The organism is Methylobacterium mesophilicum (assembly GCF_036441335.1).
GTDB lineage: Bacteria > Pseudomonadota > Alphaproteobacteria > Rhizobiales > Beijerinckiaceae > Methylobacterium > Methylobacterium mesophilicum_B.
On record NZ_MLBW01000028.1, the window covers coordinates 110,346 to 131,697 of the forward strand.

Here is a 21,352-nt window from a genome sequence, read left to right on the forward strand (position 1 = left end):
ATGGTGAAATGGTCCCTCGTCGGCGCCGCGGCGCTCGCCCTCGCCGCCGCACAGGCCGCCACGGCCGCGCAGGCCGCCGACGGCAAGCCGATCGTCATCGGCATCCCGATCGGCCTGTCGGGCGCCAACAGCGTCGTCGCCCCCTCGGTGGTGCAGTCGGCCGAGCTGGCCGTGGAGGAGATCAACGCCAAGGGCGGCGTGCTCGGCCGCAAGCTCGTCCTGGAGGTGGCCGACGACGCCTCCGGGGCGGCCGGCGCCCAGAAGGCCTTCGACAGCCTGATCTACCAGAAGAAGGTCGACGTCCTGATCTCCATGGAGACGAGTGCGGCCCGCAACGCCGGCCTGCCCGCCGTCACAAAGGGCCGGGTGCCGTACATCTACACCTCGTTCTACGAGGGCCATTCCTGCAACAAGAACATGTTCGTGGATGCCTGGGTACCCGAGCAGCAGGTGCCGCCGGTGGTGGACGCCTTCAAGGCGAAGGGCGCCAAGACCTACTTCCTGATCGGCAGCGACTACGCCTTCGGCCGCGGCATGCTGGGCTTCGCCAAGAGCTACGTCGAGAAGACCGGCGGCAAGGTGGTCGGCGAGGAGTACCTGCCGATGGACGGCAGCGACTGGACGGCGATCATCTCCAAGCTGAAGGAGGCCAAGCCCGACGCGCTGATCACCTCGACCGCGGGCGGCGCGCCGAACGTGACGCTGACCAAGCAGCTGCGCGGCGCGGGCGTGTCGCTGCCCTTCGCCAACCTCGCGCTGGACGAGGGCACCGCCAAGAGCATGGGCGCCGACGCCGAGGGCGTCTACCTCTCGGCCTCCTACGTCACCGGGATCGACAGCCCGGAGAACAAGGCCTTCCTGGCGGCGATGCAGAAGAAGTTCGGCGCCGAGCTGCGCACCCCGAACGACCTCTCGGTGCCGGAATACGAGGCGATCTACCTCTACAAGGCCGCCGTCGAGAAGGCCGGCGGGACCGAGACCGCCAAGGTGCTCGAGGCGCTGCCGAGCGTGAGCTTCACCGGGCCGCGCGGCACGATCGCCATGAACAAGCAGCACCACGCGCCGCTGACGATGTACCTCGGCCAGATCCAGAAGGACGGCACCGTGAAGGTCGCCGGCACCTTCAAGGACGTCGATCCCGGCGCGCAGTGCCCGAAGCTGCAGTAAGAAGGGGCGGGGCCGGGGGATCCGAAGATCTCCATCGCCCGTCGAGGCTGCCGGATCCACGCTGCTGTCCCCGCTGCGCGGCTGCGAGACGAAGCGCGGGTCCCCTCTCCCGGACGGGAGAGGGGGCAGGTCGCGTCCTGCCACCACCGCCGGTGTCCACCGGAGATCCGTGATCACCGTAGCCTCCGCGGGGCAGGGGGCGCGTCGCCACCCGCCGCGCCCTCTGCCGTTCCCGCGCACCCGGAAACCCCGATGCTGCTGACCCTCGACATCCTGACCACGGCGGCGATCCTGTTCATCGTCTCGATCGGCCTCCTGGCGATCTTCGGCGTGCTCAAGATCATCAACTTCGCCCACGGGGCGTGGCTGACGGTCGGCGCCTACTGCGCGGTGGTGACCGCCCGGCTCGGGCTCAATCCATGGCTGGCCCTGCCGCTCGCCTTCATCGTCGGCGCGGCGCTCGGCGGGCTCGCCGAGCACTTCATCATCCGCCCGCTCTACCGGCGGCCCCTCGACGCGATCCTCGCCACCTGGGGGCTCGGCATCGTGGTCGGCCAGCTCATCACGCTGGCCTTCGGCCGGGACGTTCAGCTCACCCCGAACCTCTACGCCGGGACCGTCGAGGTCCTCGGCGTCGACTACTCGGCCTACCGCCTCGTGGCGCTCGGCATCGCGCTGGCGATCGGCACGCTGTTCGCGCTCACCATCGAGCGGACCCGGCTCGGCCTCTCGGCCCGGGCGGTGATCATGAACGAGACCCTGGCGCGCAGCCTCGGCATCGACACGGGCCGCGTGCGCCTCGTCGTGTTCATGCTCGGCGCCGGCTTCGCGGGGCTCGCGGGCGTCCTGCTGACGCCGCTCACCAGCGTCGATCCGAACATGGGCGTCTCCTGGCTGATCGGCGCCTTCATGCTGGTGATGGTCGCCGACGCCTCGTACGTGGCGCTCGCGGCGGCCTGCCTCGTCTTCGGGGCCGCGCAGGTCCTGATCAGCACCTTCGTGAGCCCGATCCTGGGCAGCATCGCCGTCGCGGTGCTCGCCGCCCTCGTGCTGCGGATCAGCCCGAAAGGTTTCTCCCGTGCTTGAAACCCTGCCCGTCGCCGAGCGCGCCGCCGCGGCGCCCGGACGCCGCCTGTCCCGCGCCGCGCCCTTCGTGGTCGCGGCCCTGGCGGCGCTGGCCCTCTGGATCGCGCCGCTCTTCCTCGACACCTTCGCGGTCAACGTCCTGACCCGCTCCATGATCTACGCCGTGCTGGCCGTCACGGTGGACCTGCTCTGGGGCTTCGCGGGGATCCTGACCTTCGGGCAGGCGGCGTTCTTCGGCATCGGTGCCTACGCCACCGCGATGATCCTCGCCGCCTACGGGGCGACGCCGCTGGGAATCGCCGCGGCGGTCGCGGCGGCGCTGGTCGCGCCGGCCCTGCTCGGCCTCGCGGTCGGCTGGCTGTCCTTCTACCACCGCTCGACACCGCTCTACGCCTCGGTCATCTCGCTGGTCGTCCCGATCGTCGTGGTGCAGCTCATCTACTCGGGCGGGGAATGGACCGGTTCCAGCAGCGGCCTCGTCGGCTTCGACGTCCTGCCCTTCGAGATCGAGGGCTATTTCCGCCTCGCGGCGCTGTTCCTGATCGTCGTCACCCTGGCGGCCTGGATCCTAGTCCGGGCCGATGCCGGCCGCGCCCTCGTGGCGCTGCGGGACAACGAGGCGCGCTGCGCCTATCTCGGCCTCAACCCGCGGCGCCTGCAGATCCGCCTGACCGCGTCGCTCGCCGCCGTGGCGGGGCTCGCGGGCTTCCTGTTCGCCAACGCCTCGGGCGTCGTCGCGCCCGAGAATGCCGGCTTCCTGTTCGGCACCGAGCTGGTGATCTGGGTGGCGCTCGGCGGCCGCGGCACGCTGCTCGGCCCGGTGCTCGGCACCGTCGCCATCGACTACCTCGCGGCGAACCTGTCGGGCGACCTGCCGTTCCTCTGGCAGCTCCTCCTGGGCACGGCCTTCGTGGCCATCATCATCCTGCTGCCGGGCGGCCTCGCCGACCTCGTCGGCCGCCTGTGGCGGGCGCTGCCGGCGGGCCGGCGGGAGGCCGCGCCGAGGCCGCGCCGCCGCGCCTCGCCGCGCGGGCGGCCGGGTCGGAGCCGACCGGGACCGGGCTCCCGATCCTCAAGGTCGAGAACCTCGCCAAGGCCTACGGCGCCCTGACGGTTCTGGAGGGCATCGACCTGGAGATCCGGGCGGGCGAGCTCGTCAGCCTCGTCGGGCCCAACGGCGCCGGCAAGACCACGCTGATGCGCTGCCTCAGCGACGGCACCGAGCCGTTCAAGGGCGCGATCGCCATCGGCGGGACGCCGATCACCGGGCTGACGCCGAACCGGATCGTCGGCCTCGGGGTCGGGCGCAAGTTCCAGGTGGCGAGCGTGTTCGAGAGCCTGTCGGTGGCCGACTGCCTGCGACTCGCCCGGGCGTCCCGCGACGGCCTGAGCCCGGTCGGGCAGGCGGAGACGCTGGGCCTGCCGCAGCCGGCCCTCGACGTCCTGCGCATGACCGGCCTCGACCGCCTGCTGACCCGGCCGACGCGCCTCCTGTCGCACGGCCAGAAGCAGGCGCTGGAACTCGCCATGGTGGTCGCGCTGGAGCCGCGGCTGATCCTGCTCGACGAGCCCACCGCCGGCCTGACCAAGGCCGAGCGCACCACCATCGGGACCGTCCTCAAGGCGCTCACGGCCGAGGGCCGGATCGCCGCCGTGCTGGTCGAGCACGACCTCGACTTCGTGCGCGAGATCTCGTCCCGGATCGTGGTGCTGCACCAGGGCCGGCTGGTCCTGGACGGCACGGTCGAGGACGTCGTCGGCTCGGAACTGGTCCGGACCATCTATTCGGGAGGCGGCCATGGGTGAGGCAGCGCGGCGGGCAGCACGGCAGATCGCGCCGGCGGGGGCCGCCCTCGCCCTCGACCGGGTGTCGAGCGGCTACGGCGCCGTCTCCATCGTGAGGGACGTGTCCCTCTCGGTCGGGCCGGGGGAGATCGTGGCGCTGCTGGGCAAGAACGGCATGGGCAAGACCACCCTGCTCAAGACCGTCCTGGGGATGGTGGCCCTGCGCGGCGGCGCCGTCACGGTCGGGGGCCAGGCGCTCGCCGGCCTCACGCCGGCCAAGCTCAACGCGCTCGGCGTCGGCTACGCGCCGCAGGAGCAGCCCCTGTTCCAGGACCTGTCGATCCGCGACAACCTGCGCCTCGCGGTGCCCGCCGACCGGATGCTGCCGGAGGCGCTGGAGCGGCTGTTCGGCCACTTCCCGTTCCTGAAGGACCGGCTGGCCCAGCGGGCCGGCACCCTCTCGGGGGGCGAGCAGAAGATGCTGATCCTCGGGCGCGCCCTGATGCTGCGCCCGCGCCTCCTGCTGATCGACGAGATCTCCGAGGGCGTGCAGCCCTCGATGGTCGAGCGCCTGCGCGGCGTGCTCGAGGCCGAGCGGGCTTCGGGCGTGTCCATGCTGGTGGTGGAGCAGCACGTCGCCTTCGCGCTGGCGCTCGCCGACCGCTACGCGGTGCTCAAGCTCGGCGAGATCGTCGACAGCGGTCCCGCCCGGGTACCGGACGCGCAGGCGCGCGTCATCGATCACTTGGCGGTGTGAGGTCGGCCCGGATCCGCCACCGTCATCGCGAGCGCAGCGAAGCGACCCGGGGTCGCGCCACGCTCCCGGACGGAGCGCTGCTGGATGGCTTCGCTGCGCTCGCAGAGACGGTGGTGGATCGGGAGCAGGGAGGAGGAAGCCGTAAGCGCATGAGAGAACTCAACACCTTCTCGATCGCCGCCCGCTGCCCGCGGACCGGCCAGCTCGGCGTCGCGGTGGCGAGCGCCGTCCCGGCGGTGGGCGGGCTGTGCCCGTTCCTCAGGGCCGGGATCGGGGCCGTCACCACCCAGTCCTGGGTGAACCCCTACCTCGCCGCCCGCATCCTCGACGGGCTGGCCGGTGGGCAGGATCCCGACGCCGCGCTGGCGGCGGCGCTCGCCACCGACGACCGGCCGGACCTGCGCCAGCTCGGCCTCGTCGACGGGCAGGGGCGGGCCGCCGNCAGGGGCGGGCCGCCGCCTGGACCGGCGCCGGCTGCACGGCAGAGGGCGGCCACCGCACCGGGGCGGGCTTCGCCGTCCAGGGCAACATGCTCGCCGGGCCGGGCGTGATCGACGCCATGGCGGAGGCGTTCGCGGGGAGCGCCGCCCGGGATCTCGACGAGCGGCTGATGCGCGCCCTGGAGGCCGGCGACGCGGCCGGCGGCGACCGGCGCGGCAAGCAGTCGGCGGCGCTCACGATCGTCGCCGGCGAGGATTACCCGCTCCTCGACCTGCGGGTCGACGAGCACGCGGAGCCCGTCGCCGAGCTGCGCCGCGTCCTGGCGGTCGCCCGCCGTCAGCTCGTGCCGTTCGTGGCCGGCATGCCCCGGAAGGACGGCCCGGCCGGTGCCCTGCCGGACGACGTCGTGGCGATGCTGCTCAGGCCCCCCGCCGAGCGACCGGGCGCTGCCGGGGCTGCAGCCCCCGACCTGCTGCGCGACGTGATCGGCCTGCGCCAGGACCCTGCGCGAGTCGCGCACCTGCTGGCTCAGTTCGCGCCGGTGCTCGCCGAGATCGCGCGGCTGCGCGACCTCGACCTCGCGGACATCCACCCGCCGGTCGTGTTCGATCCGACGCTCCCCTACCGCCGGGTGCCCCATGACGACCGCCGCGACTGACGCCCTCTGGCAGGCGCCGATCACCGAGCTCGCGCGCCGGATCGCGGCGCGGGAAGTGTCGAGCGCCGAGCTCGTCGGCGCCTGCCTCGACCGGATCGCGCGGCTCGACGGTACCCTGAGCAGCTTCGTCCACCTCCCGGCCGCGGCCCTCGACGCCGCGCGCGCGGCCGATGCCGAGATCGCCCGGACGGGTCCGCGCGGCCCGCTCCACGGCATCCCGATCGCCGTCAAGGACAACTACACCACGGCCGACATGCCGACCCGGGCCGGCACGGCGGTGGAGGCCCTGACCTTCCCGGCGGCCGACAGCCACGCCGTGGCGCGGCTGCGGGCGGCCGGCGCGGTGATCCTCGGCAAGACGCGGATGCACGAATTCGCCTGGGGCATGGTCACGCCGCCGACCCGCAACCCCTGGGATCCGGACCGGGTGCCCGGCGGCTCCAGCGGCGGCTCCGGCGCGGCGGTCGCGGCGCGCCTCTGCCCGGCCGCCCTCGGCTCGGACACGGGCGGCTCGATCCGGATCCCGGCCGCCCTGTGCGGGATCGTCGGCCTCAAGCCGACCTACGGCCGGGTCGGCCGGTCGGGGATCGTGCCGCATTCCTGGTCCCTCGACCATGCCGGGCCGCTGACCCTGACGGTGGCTGATGCCGCCCTGATGCTGCAGGCGCTCGCCGGCCCGGATGCCGGCGATCCCGCGGCCAGCGCGGCGCCGGTTCCCGACTACACGGCCGGGCTCGACCGCCCGATCCGGGGCCTGCGGGTCGCGGTGATCCGCAACCACTTCTTCGACGCGGTCGACGACGACGTCGCCGACGCCGTCGAGGCGGCGCTCCGCTTCCTCGAAGACCGGGGCTGCGCGGTGCGCGACGTCGCGGTGCCGTCCCTGCGCCACGGCCTCGGCGCCATCTACGCCATCGAGCTCGCCTCCTCGACCGCCTACCACGACCGCAACCTCGCCCGGGGCCACGTGGCGGGCTTCGCCGCCGACGTCCGCGACCTCGTGGAGATGGGCCGGCTCGTGACCGGGCCGGACTACCTGCGGGCCGAGCGGGTGCGGGCCCTGATCATGGACGAGATGGCCGCCGTCCTGGCCGAGGCCGACGTGATCGTCGGGCCGGCCTCGCCGCTGACCGCGTGGCGGGCGGACGAGTCCGCGGTGACGCTCGGCGGGCGCGCCGAGAGCGTGCTGGCGGCCTCCTGGCGCCTGACCTACCCGTTCAACCTCGCGGGCCTGCCGGCACTCGCGCTGCCCTGCGGCTTCGACCGGCGCGGCCTGCCGATCAGCCTCCAGATCGCCGCCCGGCCCTTCGCCGAGGCCGAGATCCTGCGCGTCGCCCACCAGTACGAGCGGGCGCACGCGTGGTGGTCCCGGGTGCCGCCCCTGGCCGGCTGAGGCGCCGCCCCGGTCCCGCGCAGCTGTGCGGGACCGGGGCGGTCGATTGTACACAACCAATACCGTGCCGCATCGCGAATATCCGCGTGATCTACCGATCAATGCGCGTGGAACCCTTTCTCCGCCGCTGCCGTTGCTGGCTTCGATTGAAGTCAGGAGGCTATCTATGCGCACCATCATCCTCTCGGGCGCCCTGTTCGCGGCCCTGTGCGGCGCCGCGAGCGCCGAGGAGACCACCGTCATCCGCCGGGACGGGCCCGCCGTCGTCGACCACCGCGACACCGTGGTCGAGAAGCGCGAGGTCACCACCGGCAGCGTCGATTGCGGCTCCAAGACCGTCCACAAGGAGGACGGCATGGGCAACTCCAAGACCGTCCACAAGGAAGGCTGCAACTGATCCGCGGCGGACAGCGACGCCCTGACGACCCTGGAGATCTCAGCATGACCAACAAGCTACTTCTGTCGCTGGCGACGGCCGGCCTCCTCGCCCTCCCGGTGGCCGCCCAGGCGCAGGGCACCCTGCGGGGCGCGGCCGAGGGTGCGGCGGTCGGCGCCGATGCGGCCGGCCCGGTCCGGCCGCGAACTCGCGCACCCGGCTCCAGTGGCGCACGGCGAGGTGGAACCGCTCCATCACGAACAGGCCGAGGCGGATCGACGGCCCGAGCACGCCGAGCGCGCCGCGCTCGCGCTCGGCCATCGCGTCGAGGGAGCGGCCGACGCCGGCGTAGATCGGCAGGAAGCTCGTACAGCTGGGGCGGCCCGGTCCGGGTCGGCACCGTGCTGCCGGAGGACAGCGTCACCTACTACGACGTGCCCACCGAGTACCGGGTGCGGCCGGGCTACCGCTACACCGTCGTGAACGACCAGCCCGTCCTGGTCGATCGCGGCCACCGCATCGTCGAAGTCATCGACTGATCGGGTAGGCGCCGGGATCCCGGCGCTCCGCCAGGCAGGACGGCCCGTTCGGCATCGCCGGGCGGGCCGTCGCGCGTGTGCACTGCGCGGGGCGAGGGGACGAGAGATCGCGCGTCCCGCGGGGGCATGGGTCCGGCCATGAGTCCGGCCATGGGCTCGGGCGCCGGAGGCGGGGCGCGACGGACCCCCTCTCCCGGGCGGGAGAGGGCCGGGGTGAGGGACGAGAAGGATCAGGATCGAGCGCCCCGTCGCCGTTCAGCCGAGGTCGAGACTTTCTCGGTGAGGCCGCATCCCTCACCCTGTCCCTCTCCCGCACGGGAGAGGGGACCCGCGGCCGGTCCTGAAGCCGCTGCCGACACGGACGCGCGGATCCGCCGGCCCCGCCGCGGGCGCGCTGCCGGTCGCGGCGGGATCGGCCGCCGCCTCACCCCCGCGTGAGCACCAGTTCCGGCAGGTGCAGGGTGATCCGGTAGGCCGACGCGTCGTGGCTGCGCGTCACGCGCGCCTCGAGCTGGCGCAGGGACATCTCCACCAGCAGGGTGCCGAAGCCCCGGCCCGGCCGCGGCTCGGCCACGCGGGCCACGCGCTCGCACCAGTCCAGGACGAGCCCCTCCGCCTGCCGGTCCCAGGTGACCGACAGCGCGCCGTCGTCGGACCCGAGCGCGCCGTACTTCACCGAGTTCGTCGCCCACTCGTGCAGGATCATCGCCAGCGACGAGACGTGCCGCCAGTTGATCGCCACGAGGGGACCCTCGATCACCGTGGGGACGTGGTCGCGGTACGGGCGCAGGGTCGCGCCGATCAGGCCCGCGAGGTCGCTCATGCCCTGGCCGTCGGACGGGTCGGCCAGGGAATGCGCCCGCCCGAGGGCCGAGATGCGGTCGCGCATGTCGGTGGCGAAGACGCCGATCTCCCGGTGCGTGCGGGCGCCCGCCGAGATCATGCCGCCGATGATCGCGAACAGGTTCTTCACCCGGTGGTTCATCTCCCGCAGCATCAGGTCGCGGGTCTCGGCGAGCGCGTATTCGGGCGACACGTCGATGCAGACGCCGACGATCCGCTTCCGGTCGCCGCTCCGGGTCAGGCGCCCGTAGCTGCGGATGTGCCGCGGCGCGTGGTCGGCGGCGCGCACGCGGATGCGCGCCTCGAACTCGTCCAGCCCGTGCGCCGCCTGGGCGAGCGCCGCCTCGAAGCCGGGACGGTCCTCGGGCAGCACGCTGGCCGCCAGGGAGGCGGTCGGGTGCGGGGCGTCGGGCGCGAGGCCGAACATCGTGCCGGCGGTGCTGTCGACCACGACGGTCCCGGCATCGGGGCTGTACTCCCAGACGCCGATGCCCCCGGCCTTCACGGCCAGTTCCAGCCGCTCGCGCTCCGCGGCGAGCTGGCGCTCCAGCGACAGCGCCTCGGTGATGTCGGTGAGCACCAGGGTGGCGCCGTCGACGCTGCCGTTCTGCAGGCGGTAGGGCAGCACCCGCAGCGAGAGGGTGCGCTCCCCGTCCCGGGTGGCGACGCGCCGCTGGATCACCGAGCCGCCGGCGCAGACCTCCTGGGCGTCGTGCAGGTACTCGTGCCCGGCGAGCCGGCTCGACACGTCGGCCAGGGGGCGGCCGCGATCGCCCGGCTGCAGCGGGAAGATCGTGGTGGCCGACGTGGTGAAGCTGCGCACCTTCAACTCGCGGTCGAGCACCACGACGGCGAGGTCGGTGGATTCGAAGAAGTTGCGCAGGTCGGCATTGGCGATGGTGAGCTGCTCGACCTTGGTCTTCAGCTCGTCGTTGACCGTGGACAGCTCCTCGTTCGTCGACTGGAGCTCCTCGTTCATCGACATCATTTCTTCGTTGGAGCTCTTCAGCTCCTCGTTCGTCGTCTCCAGCTCCTCGACCGCCGAGCGCAGCTTGTAGCGCGTGCGCAGCAGCTCCTCTTCCAGCGCCTCGACGTGGTCGCCGCCGGCATCCATCTCGATCAGGTCGAGGTCGTCCGCCGCCCGGAAGGCGCCGGTGTCGCGCAGGACCAGGAGCATCGAGCCGTCGGGCAGGGGATCGCAGATCAGCTCCACCGGCTGGACGCCGTATTCCGAGCGGATCTCCACGTCGCGGACGACCACGCGCTTGCGCGCGTCGCGGGTCTGGCGGAGCAGCGGCCCGATCACGTCGCGCAGGCCCGGGCGCGCCAGGGTGATCGCGCTGGTGCCGCCGGTCCGGGTCACCGGGAAGTCGAAGTAGCGGCTCAGGCGCCCGTAGGCGGCGATGATGCCGCCATCCTCGTTGAGCACCATGCTGGGCGGGGCGTAGCGCTCCATGACGCGGCGCACCGCCACGGTCTCGTCGGCGATCGAGGGCTCGCCGCGCCGCTCCTCGCGGCCGCCGCGCCGGGTCTCGCCGCGCCGGGCGCTCCCGGGCAGGTCGATCGGGTATTGCGGCGCGCCCGGCGGACGCTCGAACAGGCGGGCGTGCTGGTCGATGACCGGGAACAGGTGCTCGAACCGGCTGACGCTCTCCGAGGGGCCGAGGAACAGGTAGCCCCCCGGCCGGACCGCGTAATGGAACAGCGGCACCACCGATTGCTGGAGGCGCTCGTCGAAATAGATCAGCAGGTTGCGGCAGGACAGGAGGTCGACCCGCGAGAAGGGCGGGTCCTTGACCAGGCTGTGGCTGGAGAAGCGGATCAGGTCGCGGATCTCGGCCGCGACGGTGAAGCGCTCGGCGTGCGGGACGATGTAGCGCTCCCGCATGTGGGCCGGGATGTCGGCGAGCGCGGCGGCCGGGTAGGTCGCCTCCCGGGCGATCTGGAGCATGCGCTCGTCGATGTCGGTGGCGAAGATCTGGACCGCCGGCGGCAGGCCGAGGCGGCGGGCGGCGTCGGCGAACAGCATGGCGATGCTGTAGGCCTCCTCGCCGCTGGAGCAGCCCGGGATCCAGACCCGGATGTCCTCCTCGGGGTCGCGGGTGCGCAGCAGCGGCTCCACCGCCCGCTCCCGCAGGATCTCGAACAGCTCGGCATCGCGGAAGAAGCGGGTGACGTTGATGAGGAGGTCGCGGAACAGCGCCTCGCACTCGGCCTTGTCGGCCCGGACGCGGCCGAGATAGGCCCGGGCGGAGTCGAGCCCGAGGACGTGCATGCGCCGCTCGACCCGCCGGACCAGGGTGGTCCGCTTGTAGCCGGAGAAGTCGTGGCCCACCGCCGCGCGGATGACCCGGCAGAGGTCGTCGATGTGGTCCGCGACGAGGCGGGCCTCGTCGTCGACGGCGTCGGTGCCCCGGCGGCGGAAGAAGCTCGTGAGGCAGTCCACGATCTCGCCCGGCGGCCGCACGAAGTCGACGAGGCTGGTCCCGACCGCCGAGAGCGGCATGCCGTCGTAGCGGGCGGTGTCGGGCTGCTGCACCACGCAGACGCCGCCGTGCTCCTTGATGGCGCGCAGGCCGGTCGTGCCGTCGGCCCCCGTGCCCGACAGGATCACGCAGGCGGCGTTGGCCTGCTGGTCGACCGCCAGCGACAGGAAGAAGTCGTCGATGGGCCGGCGCAGGCCCCGCGGCTGGACGAAGTGGGTGAGTTCGAGGACGCCGTTCTGGATGACGAGGCCGCGCCCCGGCGGGATGATGTAGACCTTGTCGCCCGCGATCCGCTCCCCGCCCTCGCACTGGAGCACCTCCAGCTCGGTCTGCCGGTCAAGGAGCTGCGCCAGCATGCTCTCGTGGTTGGGGTCGAGGTGCTGGACGATGACGAAGGCCATGCCGGTCGGCGGCCGGGCGCGCGCCAGCATCTCCCGCAGGGCCTCAAGCCCCCCCGCCGAGGCGCCGATGCCCACGACGGGGCCGGCGAAGGGCGGGGCGGTCACCGTGCCGGCGCCGTCCAGGACCTCCGAGGCCTCGCCTCCGGGGGCGTTAAGGAAATCCTGGTGCATCGAGATCCGCGAGCGTGAGCTTGGCCTGCGCGACCGTGGCGACCGTGTTGGCGATCGTCATCAGCGAGCCCTCGATGATGAGCCCACTCTCCGCAAGCGTCGGGGTCAGCCGGGACAGGGTCCGGCCGAGTTCGGCATCGTAGGCGGAAAGCAACTCGGGTTGCGAGCGGCTGACGTCGAATTGGGATGCGAAAAGGTAGCGCACCTCGCCCGACAGGGCCTTCAGTTTGGACATGTACAGTAGATTGACGAAGGGCTTCCCGTCCTTGCGGAAATTCAGGATCGGCGTGCGCACCGTGTCCTGCCGGTCGTTCTCCAGGAAGGCGTGGATCTTGGCCCGCGCCTCCCGGTTGTCGGCGTCGCGCTGGAGGAGGCGGCAATTGCGCCCGACGACCTCCGCGCCCGTGTAGCCGGTGAGCTGGTGGAACCGCTCGTTCACCAGGAGCAGGACGTTGTCGTCGCCCGCCGCGGCCAATGCCAGGGCGATGTGGGATTTCTCGAAGAAGGTCGTGAGTTCGGCCGGGATGGTCTGCGTGTGCACGGTAGATTCCCTGTCGCCTCCGTTCGGCACGGTCCTGCCGATCCTCTCCCAGGGCCGCCCGCCCGACGGGCCCCGTGCCGAGCACGCCCGCGATGGTGCCCGCGAGGACGCCCGCGAGGACGCCCTCATGGGCGCGCCGCCGCGGTATGGCAATGACGTCCGGGCCGGCGAACCCGTTCCGCGCGTCCCTGCGACGCCGTGTGCCTCCGGGGCACCAGCCGCCCGCGGCCTCCGGACCTCAGCCCTCGCCGCCGATGATGCCGCGGATGCGGGTGGCGAGCGCCTCCAGGGCGAAGGGCTTCGTCATCACCTGCATGCCGGGCCCGAGATGGCCGTGGTTGAGCGCGGCGTTCTCGGCGTAGCCGGTGATGAACAGGACCTTCAGGTCCGGGCGGTGCTGGCGGCCGGCATCGGCCATCTGGCGGCCGTTCATGCCGCCGGGCAGGCCGACATCGGTGATGAGCATGTCGATGCGCACGTCGGACTGGAGCACCTTCAGCCCCGAGGCGCCGTCCGCCGCCTCGATCGCCGCGTAGCCGAGATCCTCCAGCACCTCGGTCACCAGCATCCGCACGGTCGGCTCGTCGTCCACCACCAGGACCGTCTCGCCCTGCTCGGCGCGGGGCGCGTGGGCGAGGTCCGGCAGGCTCGCCTCGGCCTCCGCCTCGCCGAGATGGCGGGGCAGGTACAGGCAGACCATCGTGCCCTGGCCGACCTCCGAGTAGATCCGGACCTGCCCGCCCGACTGCTTGGCGAAGCCGTAGATCATCGACAGGCCGAGGCCCGTGCCCTCGCCCAGCGGCTTGGTGGTGAAGAACGGGTCGAAGGCCTTGGCGACCACGTCGGGGGTCATGCCGGTGCCGTTGTCCGAGACGCAGAGGGTCACGTACTGCCCCGGCTCCAGCTCGCGCTCCTGGGCGGCCCGGTGGTCGAGCCAGCGGTTGGCGGTCTCGATGACGATGCGCCCGCCCGCCGGCATCGCGTCCCGGGCGTTGATGCACAGGTTGAGCAGCGCGTTCTCGAGCTGGCTCGGGTCGACCAGCGTCGGCCACAGGCCGCCGGCCCCGACCGACTCGATCGCCACCGACGGGCCGACCGTGCGGCGGACGAGCTCCATCATGCCCTCGACCAGGCGGTTCGCGTCCGTCGGCTTCGGGTCGAGGGTCTGGCGGCGCGAGAAGGCCAGCAGGCGGTGGGTCAGGGCGGCGGCGCGCTTGGCCGCGCCCTGCGCCGCGCCGATGTAGCGGTCGAGGTCGCCGACCCGGCCCTGCAGCATCCGGGTCTGCATCAGCTCCAGCGAGCCGACGATGCCGGCCAGCATGTTGTTGAAGTCGTGGGCGAGCCCGCCGGTGAGCTGGCCGACCGCCTCCATCTTCTGCGACTGCCGCAGGGCCTCCTCGGCGCGCATCAGCTCGGCGGAGCGCTCGGCGACCCGCTGCTCCAGGGTCTCGTTGAGGCTGCGCAGCGCCGCGGTGACGCGGTCCCGCTCCGCCTCGACGGCGCGGCGCTCGTCCACGTCGATCAGGACCCCGGGGAAGCTCAGGGGCGTGCCGTCGGGCGCGTGGTCGACGCGGCCGTTGGCCTCCAGCCAGTAATAGTGCCCGTCGGCGCGGCGCACCCGGTACTGGTGCGCGTAGGCGCCGCCGCGGGCGACGGCCGCGTTGATCGCGGCCGCCAGACCGGGCTGGTCGTCCGGATGCACGGTCGCGACGATTTGGGCGAGGGGGATGCCGTCGCGGCCCAGCGCCGGGTCGAGGCCGAAGCTGCGGGCGAAGCCCTCGTCGACCGTGAACCGGTCGCTCGGCAGGTCCCAGTGCCACGTGCCGATGATGGCTCCGGCCGCGAGGGCGAGCTGCACGCGCTCGATGTTGGTCCGGGCGAGCGCCTCGCTGGCGCGCAGGGCGTCCTCCGCCTGCCGGCGCGCGGTGATGTCCCGGAACAGCACCGAGACCTGGCGCCGGCTCGCCGGCCCGATCCGGGCGGCCGAGACGTCGATGAAGCGGTCGGCCTGGGCGAAGAAGCGCTCGAATCGGATCGGGACGCCGGTCCGGAGCACGCCGCCGTAGAGTTCGAGCCAGGCCTCCGCGTCCTCGGCCGACACGAGGTCGCGCAGCGTCCGCCCGACGATGCCGGCGATGCCGGTGTGGCGCTCGTAGCCGGGATTGGCCTCGACGTGGACGTAGTCGCTCAGCGGGCCGTGCGGGCCGTCGAAGAACTCGATGATGCAGAAGCCGTCGTCGATGGCCTCGAACAGGGTGCGGTAGCGCTCCTCGCCGGCGCGCAGGGCGTCGCGGGCCTCGCGCTGCTCGGTGATGTCGCGCGCGACCCCGGAGAACCGCACCGGCCGCCCCGCGGCGTCGCGCTCGATCTCCCCCTGCCGCGCGATCCAGCGGATCTCGCCGGTATCCGGCCGCCGGATCCGGTAGACGACGTCCCGCGGGGCGTCGCCGCGGCGCCGGCTCGCCGCCGTCGAGACGAGGGCCCGGTCCTCCGGCAGGATCAGCGCCTCGACCAGCTCGGCCGGGTAGGTGTCGCGCGCCGGCAGGCCGTAGAGCCGGCAGAATTGCGGGGTCGGGTGCAGGAGCCCGTCCGCGACCCCCACGGTGAACAGGCCGATCCCGCCCGCCTCCTGCGCGCGCAGCAGGCGCGCCTCCGCCTCCCGGAGGGCCGAGCCGGCCCGGTCCGGGTCCGCGGGGGGCGGCGGGAGCGGCCGGGCGTCGCCGTCCCCCTCCGCGCTGACCGCCCGCGCCCGGAGTCCNCTCAGCGCCCGCGCGTCGCGACCGAGTCCCCCGTCGGCCGCGCGGGGCGGTCGGGGCGGGTCGCTGGGGCCGGGAGGGCGGGTGATACGGGCACGGGGCTGGCGCTGCGACAGGGTGGCGGGTCGTGGCGCCTTCTGCCGGAAACGGACCTGGGACGCTACGGGAACGGACCATAACGCGCGGAAACCGCTAAGGCTGCGTCGGCCGGCCCGAAGGCGACGAGACCGGCGGGCGCCCCCGGGCGATGGGGGCGCCCGCTACGGCTCGGCGAGGCGGCAGGTGGCGCCGCTCGCGCGGGGCCAGCCGTAGTAGATCGTCTCAGTTTGCACGTCGGCGAGGCCCACGACCTCCGGCACCGAGGCCTGCTGCGTGTCGAGCACCGCCCCGCCGGCCCCGGTGAACGTGCACAGGACGGTCACGTTCGTCGCCAGGTCCGGGCCGGTGTTGCGCAGGTTGACCATCGCCCGCTGCGGCTCGTGGGAGTCCGGCGGCGTGTGCAGCCGGGTCTCCCGCAGGACCAGGGCGGCGTCGGCCCGCGCCGGCGGGGCGAGCGCGACGATCAGGCCGGCAGCCAGGAAGGCACCGGCCCGCCGCGACGACTGCATCCTGCGCATGGTCGATCCATCCTATCATCGTGCCGGGCGACGGTGCCGGGTCTGGCGACACGGTCTCGGCTCCGGCACCCGTCTCGATCCAACTTGTAACCCGGGATCCGGGTTCGCCGTCAGGCGCCCCGTGCCGAACGCACCGCCGAGCCGAGCCGAGCCGAGCCGAGCCCGAGCGGAGCCGAGCCCGAGCGGATCCGGCCTCAGTTGCGCAGCGGCGCGGCGTCGATCTGCATCCGGTAGATCGTCGTCGGGAACTTGACCGCCGATGCGCCGCCGCCGCTCATCGCCGGCGTGCGGTTCATCTGCGCCGCCGGGATCCACAGGCCGCCCTGCTCGTCGATCCACATCGCGTCGACCCAGACGAGGCGCGGGTCCTGGACCAGCGTGCTCATCGTCCCGTCCGGCGCGATCTTGAGGATCCGCAGGCCGTCCGTGTCGCTCGCGTAGATGGTGCCGCCCGCGTCGATGGCGGTGCCGCCCGTCGCCACCGTGGCGGCGTGGAGCTTCACGTGCTTGGCGCGCTCGTCGTCGCTCACGGACGCGTCGTCGAGGTACCGGGTCTCGATGCTGTAGAGCGGCCCGGTGCACGCTTGGTAGTAGAAGGTCTTGCCGTCCGGCGAGACTTCCAGCTGGTCGGCGTGGATGAAGAGCAGCCTGTCCTTGTCGTCCCGGAGCACCCGGCCCTGGCCGGTCAGCGGGCGCTGCGCGATGGTCGACCAGTGGCCGTCGAGCACCCGCCGCAGGCCGCCGGTCTGGCGGTCGAGGACGATCAGCCCGGGCTGGCCGGCATCCGTCAGGTAGATGCGGCCGCCGTTGAACCGGAAATCGTCGATGAAGCTCTTCTCGGTGGTCGCCGCCTGCAGCGGGTAGACCCTGCGCACGGCGTTCGTGGCGAGGTCGATCTGCACGAGCTTCGGGCCGCCCGGCAGCGGCGCCGCGCCCATGCCGGGCGCGCCCTTGTCGACCACCCAGAGGTCCCCGTCCGGGCCGATGCGGATGGCGTTGACCGCCACGAAGGCCTTGGCCGGGTCGTCGCCCGTCTTCCAGGCGTTCCAGGCCGCGTCGGGGAACGGGACCGCCTTGCCGTCCCGCCACTCGCCGAGCTCGATCCCCTTGTCCTTGCTCTGCCGCTGGAACGGCGAGAACAGCCGGCCGTCCGAGGACCGGGTGATGCCGTTGAAGACGAGGTCGTCCGATTCCACCATCGGCTTGAGGGCGTCGGACCCGGCCGGCGCCTCGGCGGCGCGGCCGGGCGTGCCCAGGCCGACGGCCAGCAGGAGGGCGAGGAGCGTGGCGCGCATGGTGGGATTCCGGTCCGGCGGTGAAGCGTCTCGCCCGGTAAGCCCGCGGAACGCGCGGTGTTCCGGGCCGGTCCCATCGGCCGCAGTCGTGAGTCCGGCGCGAATCCGGCGCAGGCCGCGCAGGAGGCACCTGCGACGCTTCGCCGGGGCTGGATCCGGCCGAGATCAGAACATATAGTGAACGCAGGGTGAGCGCCGCGCGGGGCGGCCGAGGAGGAGCGAGGGATGGCCAAGTACCGGTTCCACTGCACCAACGGCCTCGAATGCGTGTTCGACGCCCGCGGCACCGAGGTCCGCGCGACGGCCCGCCTCGTCGACCGGGCCCGGAAGGTCGCCTCGGACGTGCGGCGCTCGTTGGCCAACCGCACCGACTGGGCCGAGTGGCGGGTGAGCGTGCACGACCTCTCGGGCCGGCGGGTCCTGGTGCAGCCCTTCGTGCAGCCCTTCGAGCACCCCTTCGAGCACCCCTTCGAGCACCCCTTCGAGAAGGCGTCGGGTCGCGCCAGGGCGGCCTAGATGGTGGCGCCGATCAAGACGGTCCGCCCGGGACCGGTCCCGGGCGCGACCGCCGCGGAGGCGGATCGGACGATCCGTCCCCTGAGCCTTGCCGAGTTCATCGGCCAGCGCGCGGCGCGGGCGAACATGCAGGTGTTCATCGAGGCGGCGAGGAAGACCGGCCAGGCGCTCGACCACGTGCTGTTCGTCGGGCCGCCGGGCCTGGGCAAGACCACGCTGGCGCAGATCGTGGCGCGCGAGCTGGGCGTGAACGTCCGCTCGACCTCCGGACCGGTGATCGCCAAGGCCGGGGATCTGGCCGCGCAGCTCACCAACCTGGAGGAGCGCGACGTCCTGTTCATCGACGAGATCCACCGGCTCAACCCGGCGGTCGAGGAGATCCTCTACCCGGCCATGGAGGATTACCAGCTCGACCTGATCATCGGCGAGGGCCCGGCGGCGCGCTCGGTCAAGATCGAGCTGCCGAAGTTCACCCTGGTGGGCGCCACGACGCGGGCGGGCCTGCTGACGACGCCGCTGCGCGACCGGTTCGGGATCCCGATCCGGCTGGAATTCTANCATGGAGGATTACCAGCTCGACCTGATCATCGGCGAGGGCCCGGCGGCGCGCTCGGTCAAGATCGAGCTGCCGAAGTTCACCCTGGTGGGCGCCACGACGCGGGCGGGCCTGCTGACGACGCCGCTGCGCGACCGGTTCGGGATCCCGATCCGGCTGGAATTCTACGAGATCGACGAGCTGGAGCAGATCGTGGCGCGCGGCGCGCGGGTGCTGGGCCTGGGCCTGTCGGCGGAGGGCGCCAACGAGATCGCCCGGCGGGCGCGGGGCACGCCGCGGATCGCGGGGCGGCTGCTGCGGCGGGTGCGGGACTTCGCGGTGGTGGCGGAGGCCGAGACGGTGACGCGGGCGATCGCCGACCGGGCACTGCAGCTCTTGGACGTGGACGGGGCGGGTCTCGACGTGATGGACCGCAAGTACCTGAGCCTGATCGCGCGCGCGTTCGGGGGCGGTCCTGTCGGCATCGAGACGATCGGGGCGGCTCTGTCGGAGCCCCGGGACGCGATCGAGGACATCATCGAGCCCTACCTGATCCAGCGCGGCTTCGTGCAGCGCACCCCCCGCGGACGCGTCCTCACCCGCCACGCCTACCGGCACCTGGGCCTGCCGGAGCCCGAGGCGGCCGCGGTCGCGGCCTGAGCGCCGGCCGAATTGCCGGATCCCGCGGCCGGCCCTAGCTTCCCTCCGCACGGCGGAGGCGCCCGCGATGATCGATCTCTACGCCTGGAACACCCCCAACGGCCGGAAGATCAGCGTGGCGCTGGAGGAGATGGCGCTGCCCTACCGGGTCATCCCGGTCGACATCACGCAGGGGGCGCAGCACGCGCCCGACTTCCTGGCGATCAGCCCGAACAACCGCATCCCCGCCATCGTCGACCCGGACGGGCCGGACGGGTCCCCGATCCCGGTGTTCGAGTCCGGGGCGATCCTGCTCTACCTCGCCGAGAAGACCGGCCGCTTCCTGCCCGAGGACCGGCGGCAGCGCGTCGCCGCCCTGGAATGGCTGATGTGGCAGATGGGCGGCTTCGGGCCGATGCCCGGTCAGGTCCACCACTTCCTGACCGTCGCGGAGGCCGACCGCGCCTACGGCCTCGCCCGCTACAGCAAGGAGACGCACCGGCTCTACGGCGTGCTGGACCGGCGCCTCGCGCAGGTCGCGTACGTCGCGGGACCGCTCTCGGTGGCGGATTTCGCGATCCTCGGCTGGGCGTGGCGCCACGAGCGCCATCAGGTCGACCTCGCCGACTACCCGCAGGTCCGGCGCTGGTACGACCGGATGATGGCGCGCCCCGCCGTGCAGCGGGGCTTCGCCGTCCCGCTGAGCTGAGGCGGGGCGCCCCTGGTCCGGCGCTTGCGACGCCGGGATCCACCGTTCGCGGAGTGACGATGAGGCGACGCACCTTCCTGGCCGCGGGGGCCGCGGCCCTGGCGGCCCCGTCCGTCGGGCGGGCGCAGGGCGCCCGGGTCCTGCGCATGGTCCCCCAGGCGAACGTCACCTCGATCGACCCGATCTGGACGACGGCGATCGTCACCCGCAACCACGCCTACGTGATCTACGACACGCTGTTCGGCCTCGACGCCGACCTGCGGCCGCAGCCGCAGATGGCGGCCGGCCTCAAGGTCGAGCAGGACGGGCGCCGGGTGACGATCCCCCTGCGCGCGGGCCTGCGCTTCCACGACGGCACGCCGGTCCTGGCACGGGACTGCGTCGCCAGCATCCGGCGCTGGGCGGCGCGCAACGGCTTCGGCCAGACCCTGATGGCCGCCACCGACGAGCTCGCCCACGACGGCGACACCGACATCGTGTTCCGCCTGAAGGCGCCGTTCCCGCTCCTGCCGCAGGCGCTGGCGAGCGTCAGCCAGCCGGCCTTCGTCATGCCCGAGCGGGTCGCCCGGACCGACCCGTACAAGCAGATCACCGACGCGACCGGCTCCGGGCCGTTCCGCTGGAAGGCCGACGAGTTCAACTCGGGCAGCCTGATGGTCTACGAGCGCCACCCCGGCTACGTGCCGGCGCCCGGCACGCCCAGCCTGACGGCCGGCGGCAAGGTCGCCCATTTCGACCGGATCGAGTGGCGGATCATCGCCGACGGCGCCACCGCCGCGGCGGCCCTGCAGAACGGCGAGATCGACTGGTACGAGCAGCCGCCGCCCGAACTCCAGCAACTGCTCGCCCGCAACCGCGACATCGTGGTGGAGGGCCTCGACCGGCTCACCAACCCGGCGATCCTGCGGATGAACCACCTGCAGCCGCCGTTCGACGACGTCGCGGTGCGCCGGGCGGTGCTGCCGGCGATCGTCCAGGGCGACTTCATGGCGGCGATCGCGGGCGACGATCCGGCCAATTTCAACGATCGCTGCGGGATCTTCACGCCCGACACGCCGATGGCGACGCAGGCCGGCCTGGACGTGCTCACCGGGCCGCGCAGCCTCGACGCCGCCCGGGCGGCGCTCAAGGCCGCGGGCTACGACGGCGCGAAGATCCGGCTGATCGGCCCCACCGACATCCTGGCCCCGTCGGCGCTGACCCAGGTCGCGGCCGACCTGCTCCCCCGGATCGGCTTCAACGTCGACCTGGCCCTGAGCGACTGGGGCACGGTGATCCAGCGGCGCGTCTCCCGCGAGCCCGTCGAGAAGGGCGGCTGGTCGGTGCTGCTCACCACCTTCTCGTCCTTCGACAACGCCGACCCCGCCGCCCTCCAGCCGCTCCGGGCCAACGGGCCGAACGCGTGGTTCGGCTGGCCGTCGGTGCCGCGGCTGGAGGCGCTGCGGACCGCGTGGTTCGCGGCCTCCGACGCGGAGGCGCGCCGGGCGATCTGCGCCGACATGCAGCGGATCGCCCTCGAGGAGGTCGTGTTCGTGCCGGTCGGCTCCTACCGCTCGATGACCTCCTACCGGCGCACCCTCACGGGCCGGCTCCCGGGATTCCCGATCCTCTGGAACCTCCGGCGCGCCTGAGGGCGCGGCT

15 protein-coding genes and 4 pseudogenes are annotated in these 21,352 nt (G+C 73.0%); 14 read left to right on the forward strand and 5 right to left on the reverse strand.

What is annotated here, in order from left to right; all coding sequences use genetic code 11:
- The 9 genes and pseudogenes from MMR14E_RS18700 to MMR14E_RS18745 all read left to right on the forward strand — a co-directional run bounded on the left by MMR14E_RS18700 (position 1) and on the right by MMR14E_RS18745 (position 8,202).
- Positions 1 to 1,167 (forward strand): substrate-binding protein, encoded by a 1,167-nt coding sequence (locus MMR14E_RS18700; protein WP_331316321.1) that lies wholly within the window; start codon positions 1 to 3, stop codon positions 1,165 to 1,167.
- A 252-nt stretch (positions 1,168 to 1,419) separates the two neighbouring features.
- Positions 1,420 to 2,253 (forward strand): branched-chain amino acid ABC transporter permease, encoded by an 834-nt coding sequence (locus MMR14E_RS18705; protein WP_331316322.1) that lies wholly within the window; start codon positions 1,420 to 1,422, stop codon positions 2,251 to 2,253.
- Between the two features lie 151 nt (positions 2,254 to 2,404).
- Positions 2,405 to 4,059: pseudogene (locus tag MMR14E_RS29305) on the forward strand (ABC transporter permease subunit).
- Positions 4,052 to 4,795, forward strand: a complete 744-nt coding sequence (locus MMR14E_RS18720) for an ABC transporter ATP-binding protein (RefSeq protein WP_331316325.1) — start codon at positions 4,052 to 4,054, stop codon at positions 4,793 to 4,795. The pseudogene MMR14E_RS29305 and the gene MMR14E_RS18720 overlap by 8 nt, the downstream one beginning before the upstream one ends.
- A 149-nt stretch (positions 4,796 to 4,944) precedes the next feature.
- Positions 4,945 to 5,127, forward strand: a pseudogene (locus MMR14E_RS18725) (DUF1028 domain-containing protein); the annotation flags it as partial.
- Entirely contained in the window at positions 5,043 to 5,894 is an 852-nt protein-coding gene (locus tag MMR14E_RS18730; RefSeq protein ID WP_331316327.1) for a DUF1028 domain-containing protein, read from the forward strand. The pseudogene MMR14E_RS18725 and the gene MMR14E_RS18730, both read left to right, overlap by 85 nt.
- Positions 5,875 to 7,287 (forward strand): amidase, encoded by a 1,413-nt coding sequence (locus MMR14E_RS18735; RefSeq protein WP_331316329.1) that lies wholly within the window; start codon positions 5,875 to 5,877, stop codon positions 7,285 to 7,287. The genes MMR14E_RS18730 and MMR14E_RS18735 overlap by 20 nt, the downstream gene beginning before the upstream one ends.
- A 166-nt stretch (positions 7,288 to 7,453) precedes the next feature.
- Positions 7,454 to 7,684, forward strand: coding sequence for a hypothetical protein (locus MMR14E_RS18740; RefSeq protein WP_020096055.1), 231 nt, complete (start codon positions 7,454 to 7,456; stop codon positions 7,682 to 7,684).
- 44 nt (positions 7,685 to 7,728) lie between these two features.
- Positions 7,729 to 8,202 carry a DUF1236 domain-containing protein gene (locus MMR14E_RS18745; protein ID WP_331316330.1) on the forward strand — a complete coding sequence of 158 codons (474 nt, stop codon included), beginning with the start codon at positions 7,729 to 7,731 and terminating at the stop codon, positions 8,200 to 8,202.
- 424 nt (positions 8,203 to 8,626) lie between these two features.
- Here the strand turns inward: MMR14E_RS18745 and MMR14E_RS18750 are convergent, their stop codons facing one another.
- From MMR14E_RS18750 to MMR14E_RS18770, 5 genes are all read right to left on the reverse strand, one after another.
- Complete coding sequence (locus MMR14E_RS18750; RefSeq protein WP_331316331.1) at positions 8,627 to 12,103, reverse strand: CheR family methyltransferase; 3,477 nt, start codon at positions 12,101 to 12,103, stop codon at positions 8,627 to 8,629.
- On the reverse strand, positions 12,084 to 12,644 hold the full coding sequence (locus MMR14E_RS18755; RefSeq protein ID WP_331316333.1) for a PAS domain-containing protein: 561 nt from the start codon (positions 12,642 to 12,644) through the stop codon (positions 12,084 to 12,086). Before MMR14E_RS18755 ends, MMR14E_RS18750 begins: the two co-directional genes overlap by 20 nt.
- 238 nt (positions 12,645 to 12,882) lie before the next feature.
- On the reverse strand, positions 12,883 to 15,246 hold the full coding sequence (locus tag MMR14E_RS18760) for a PAS domain-containing protein (protein ID WP_419539370.1): 2,364 nt from the start codon (positions 15,244 to 15,246) through the stop codon (positions 12,883 to 12,885).
- A 414-nt stretch (positions 15,247 to 15,660) separates the two neighbouring features.
- A complete protein-coding gene (locus MMR14E_RS18765; RefSeq protein ID WP_331316335.1) occupies positions 15,661 to 16,017 on the reverse strand; it encodes a hypothetical protein in 357 nt (118 codons plus the stop codon).
- Between the two features lie 194 nt (positions 16,018 to 16,211).
- Positions 16,212 to 17,312, reverse strand: a complete 1,101-nt coding sequence (locus MMR14E_RS18770; protein ID WP_331316336.1) for an SMP-30/gluconolactonase/LRE family protein — start codon at positions 17,310 to 17,312, stop codon at positions 16,212 to 16,214.
- Positions 17,313 to 17,537: 225 nt separating this feature from the next.
- Here MMR14E_RS18770 and MMR14E_RS18775 point away from each other — a divergent pair, with 225 nt between their 5' ends.
- From MMR14E_RS18775 to MMR14E_RS18790, 5 genes and pseudogenes are all read left to right on the forward strand, one after another.
- Positions 17,538 to 17,828, forward strand: a complete 291-nt coding sequence (locus MMR14E_RS18775; protein ID WP_331316337.1) for a DUF6894 family protein — start codon at positions 17,538 to 17,540, stop codon at positions 17,826 to 17,828.
- Positions 17,829 to 18,371: pseudogene (locus MMR14E_RS29310) on the forward strand (AAA family ATPase); the annotation flags it as partial.
- Between the two features lie 16 nt (positions 18,372 to 18,387).
- Positions 18,388 to 19,023, forward strand: a pseudogene (ruvB, locus tag MMR14E_RS29315) (Holliday junction branch migration DNA helicase RuvB); the annotation flags it as partial.
- A gap of 67 nt (positions 19,024 to 19,090) precedes the next feature.
- On the forward strand, positions 19,091 to 19,711 hold the full coding sequence (locus MMR14E_RS18785; RefSeq protein ID WP_273560852.1) for a glutathione S-transferase N-terminal domain-containing protein: 621 nt from the start codon (positions 19,091 to 19,093) through the stop codon (positions 19,709 to 19,711).
- Positions 19,712 to 19,770: 59 nt separating this feature from the next.
- Entirely contained in the window at positions 19,771 to 21,342 is a 1,572-nt protein-coding gene (locus MMR14E_RS18790) for an ABC transporter substrate-binding protein (RefSeq protein ID WP_331316339.1), read from the forward strand.
- Positions 21,343 to 21,352 lie beyond the last annotated feature (10 nt).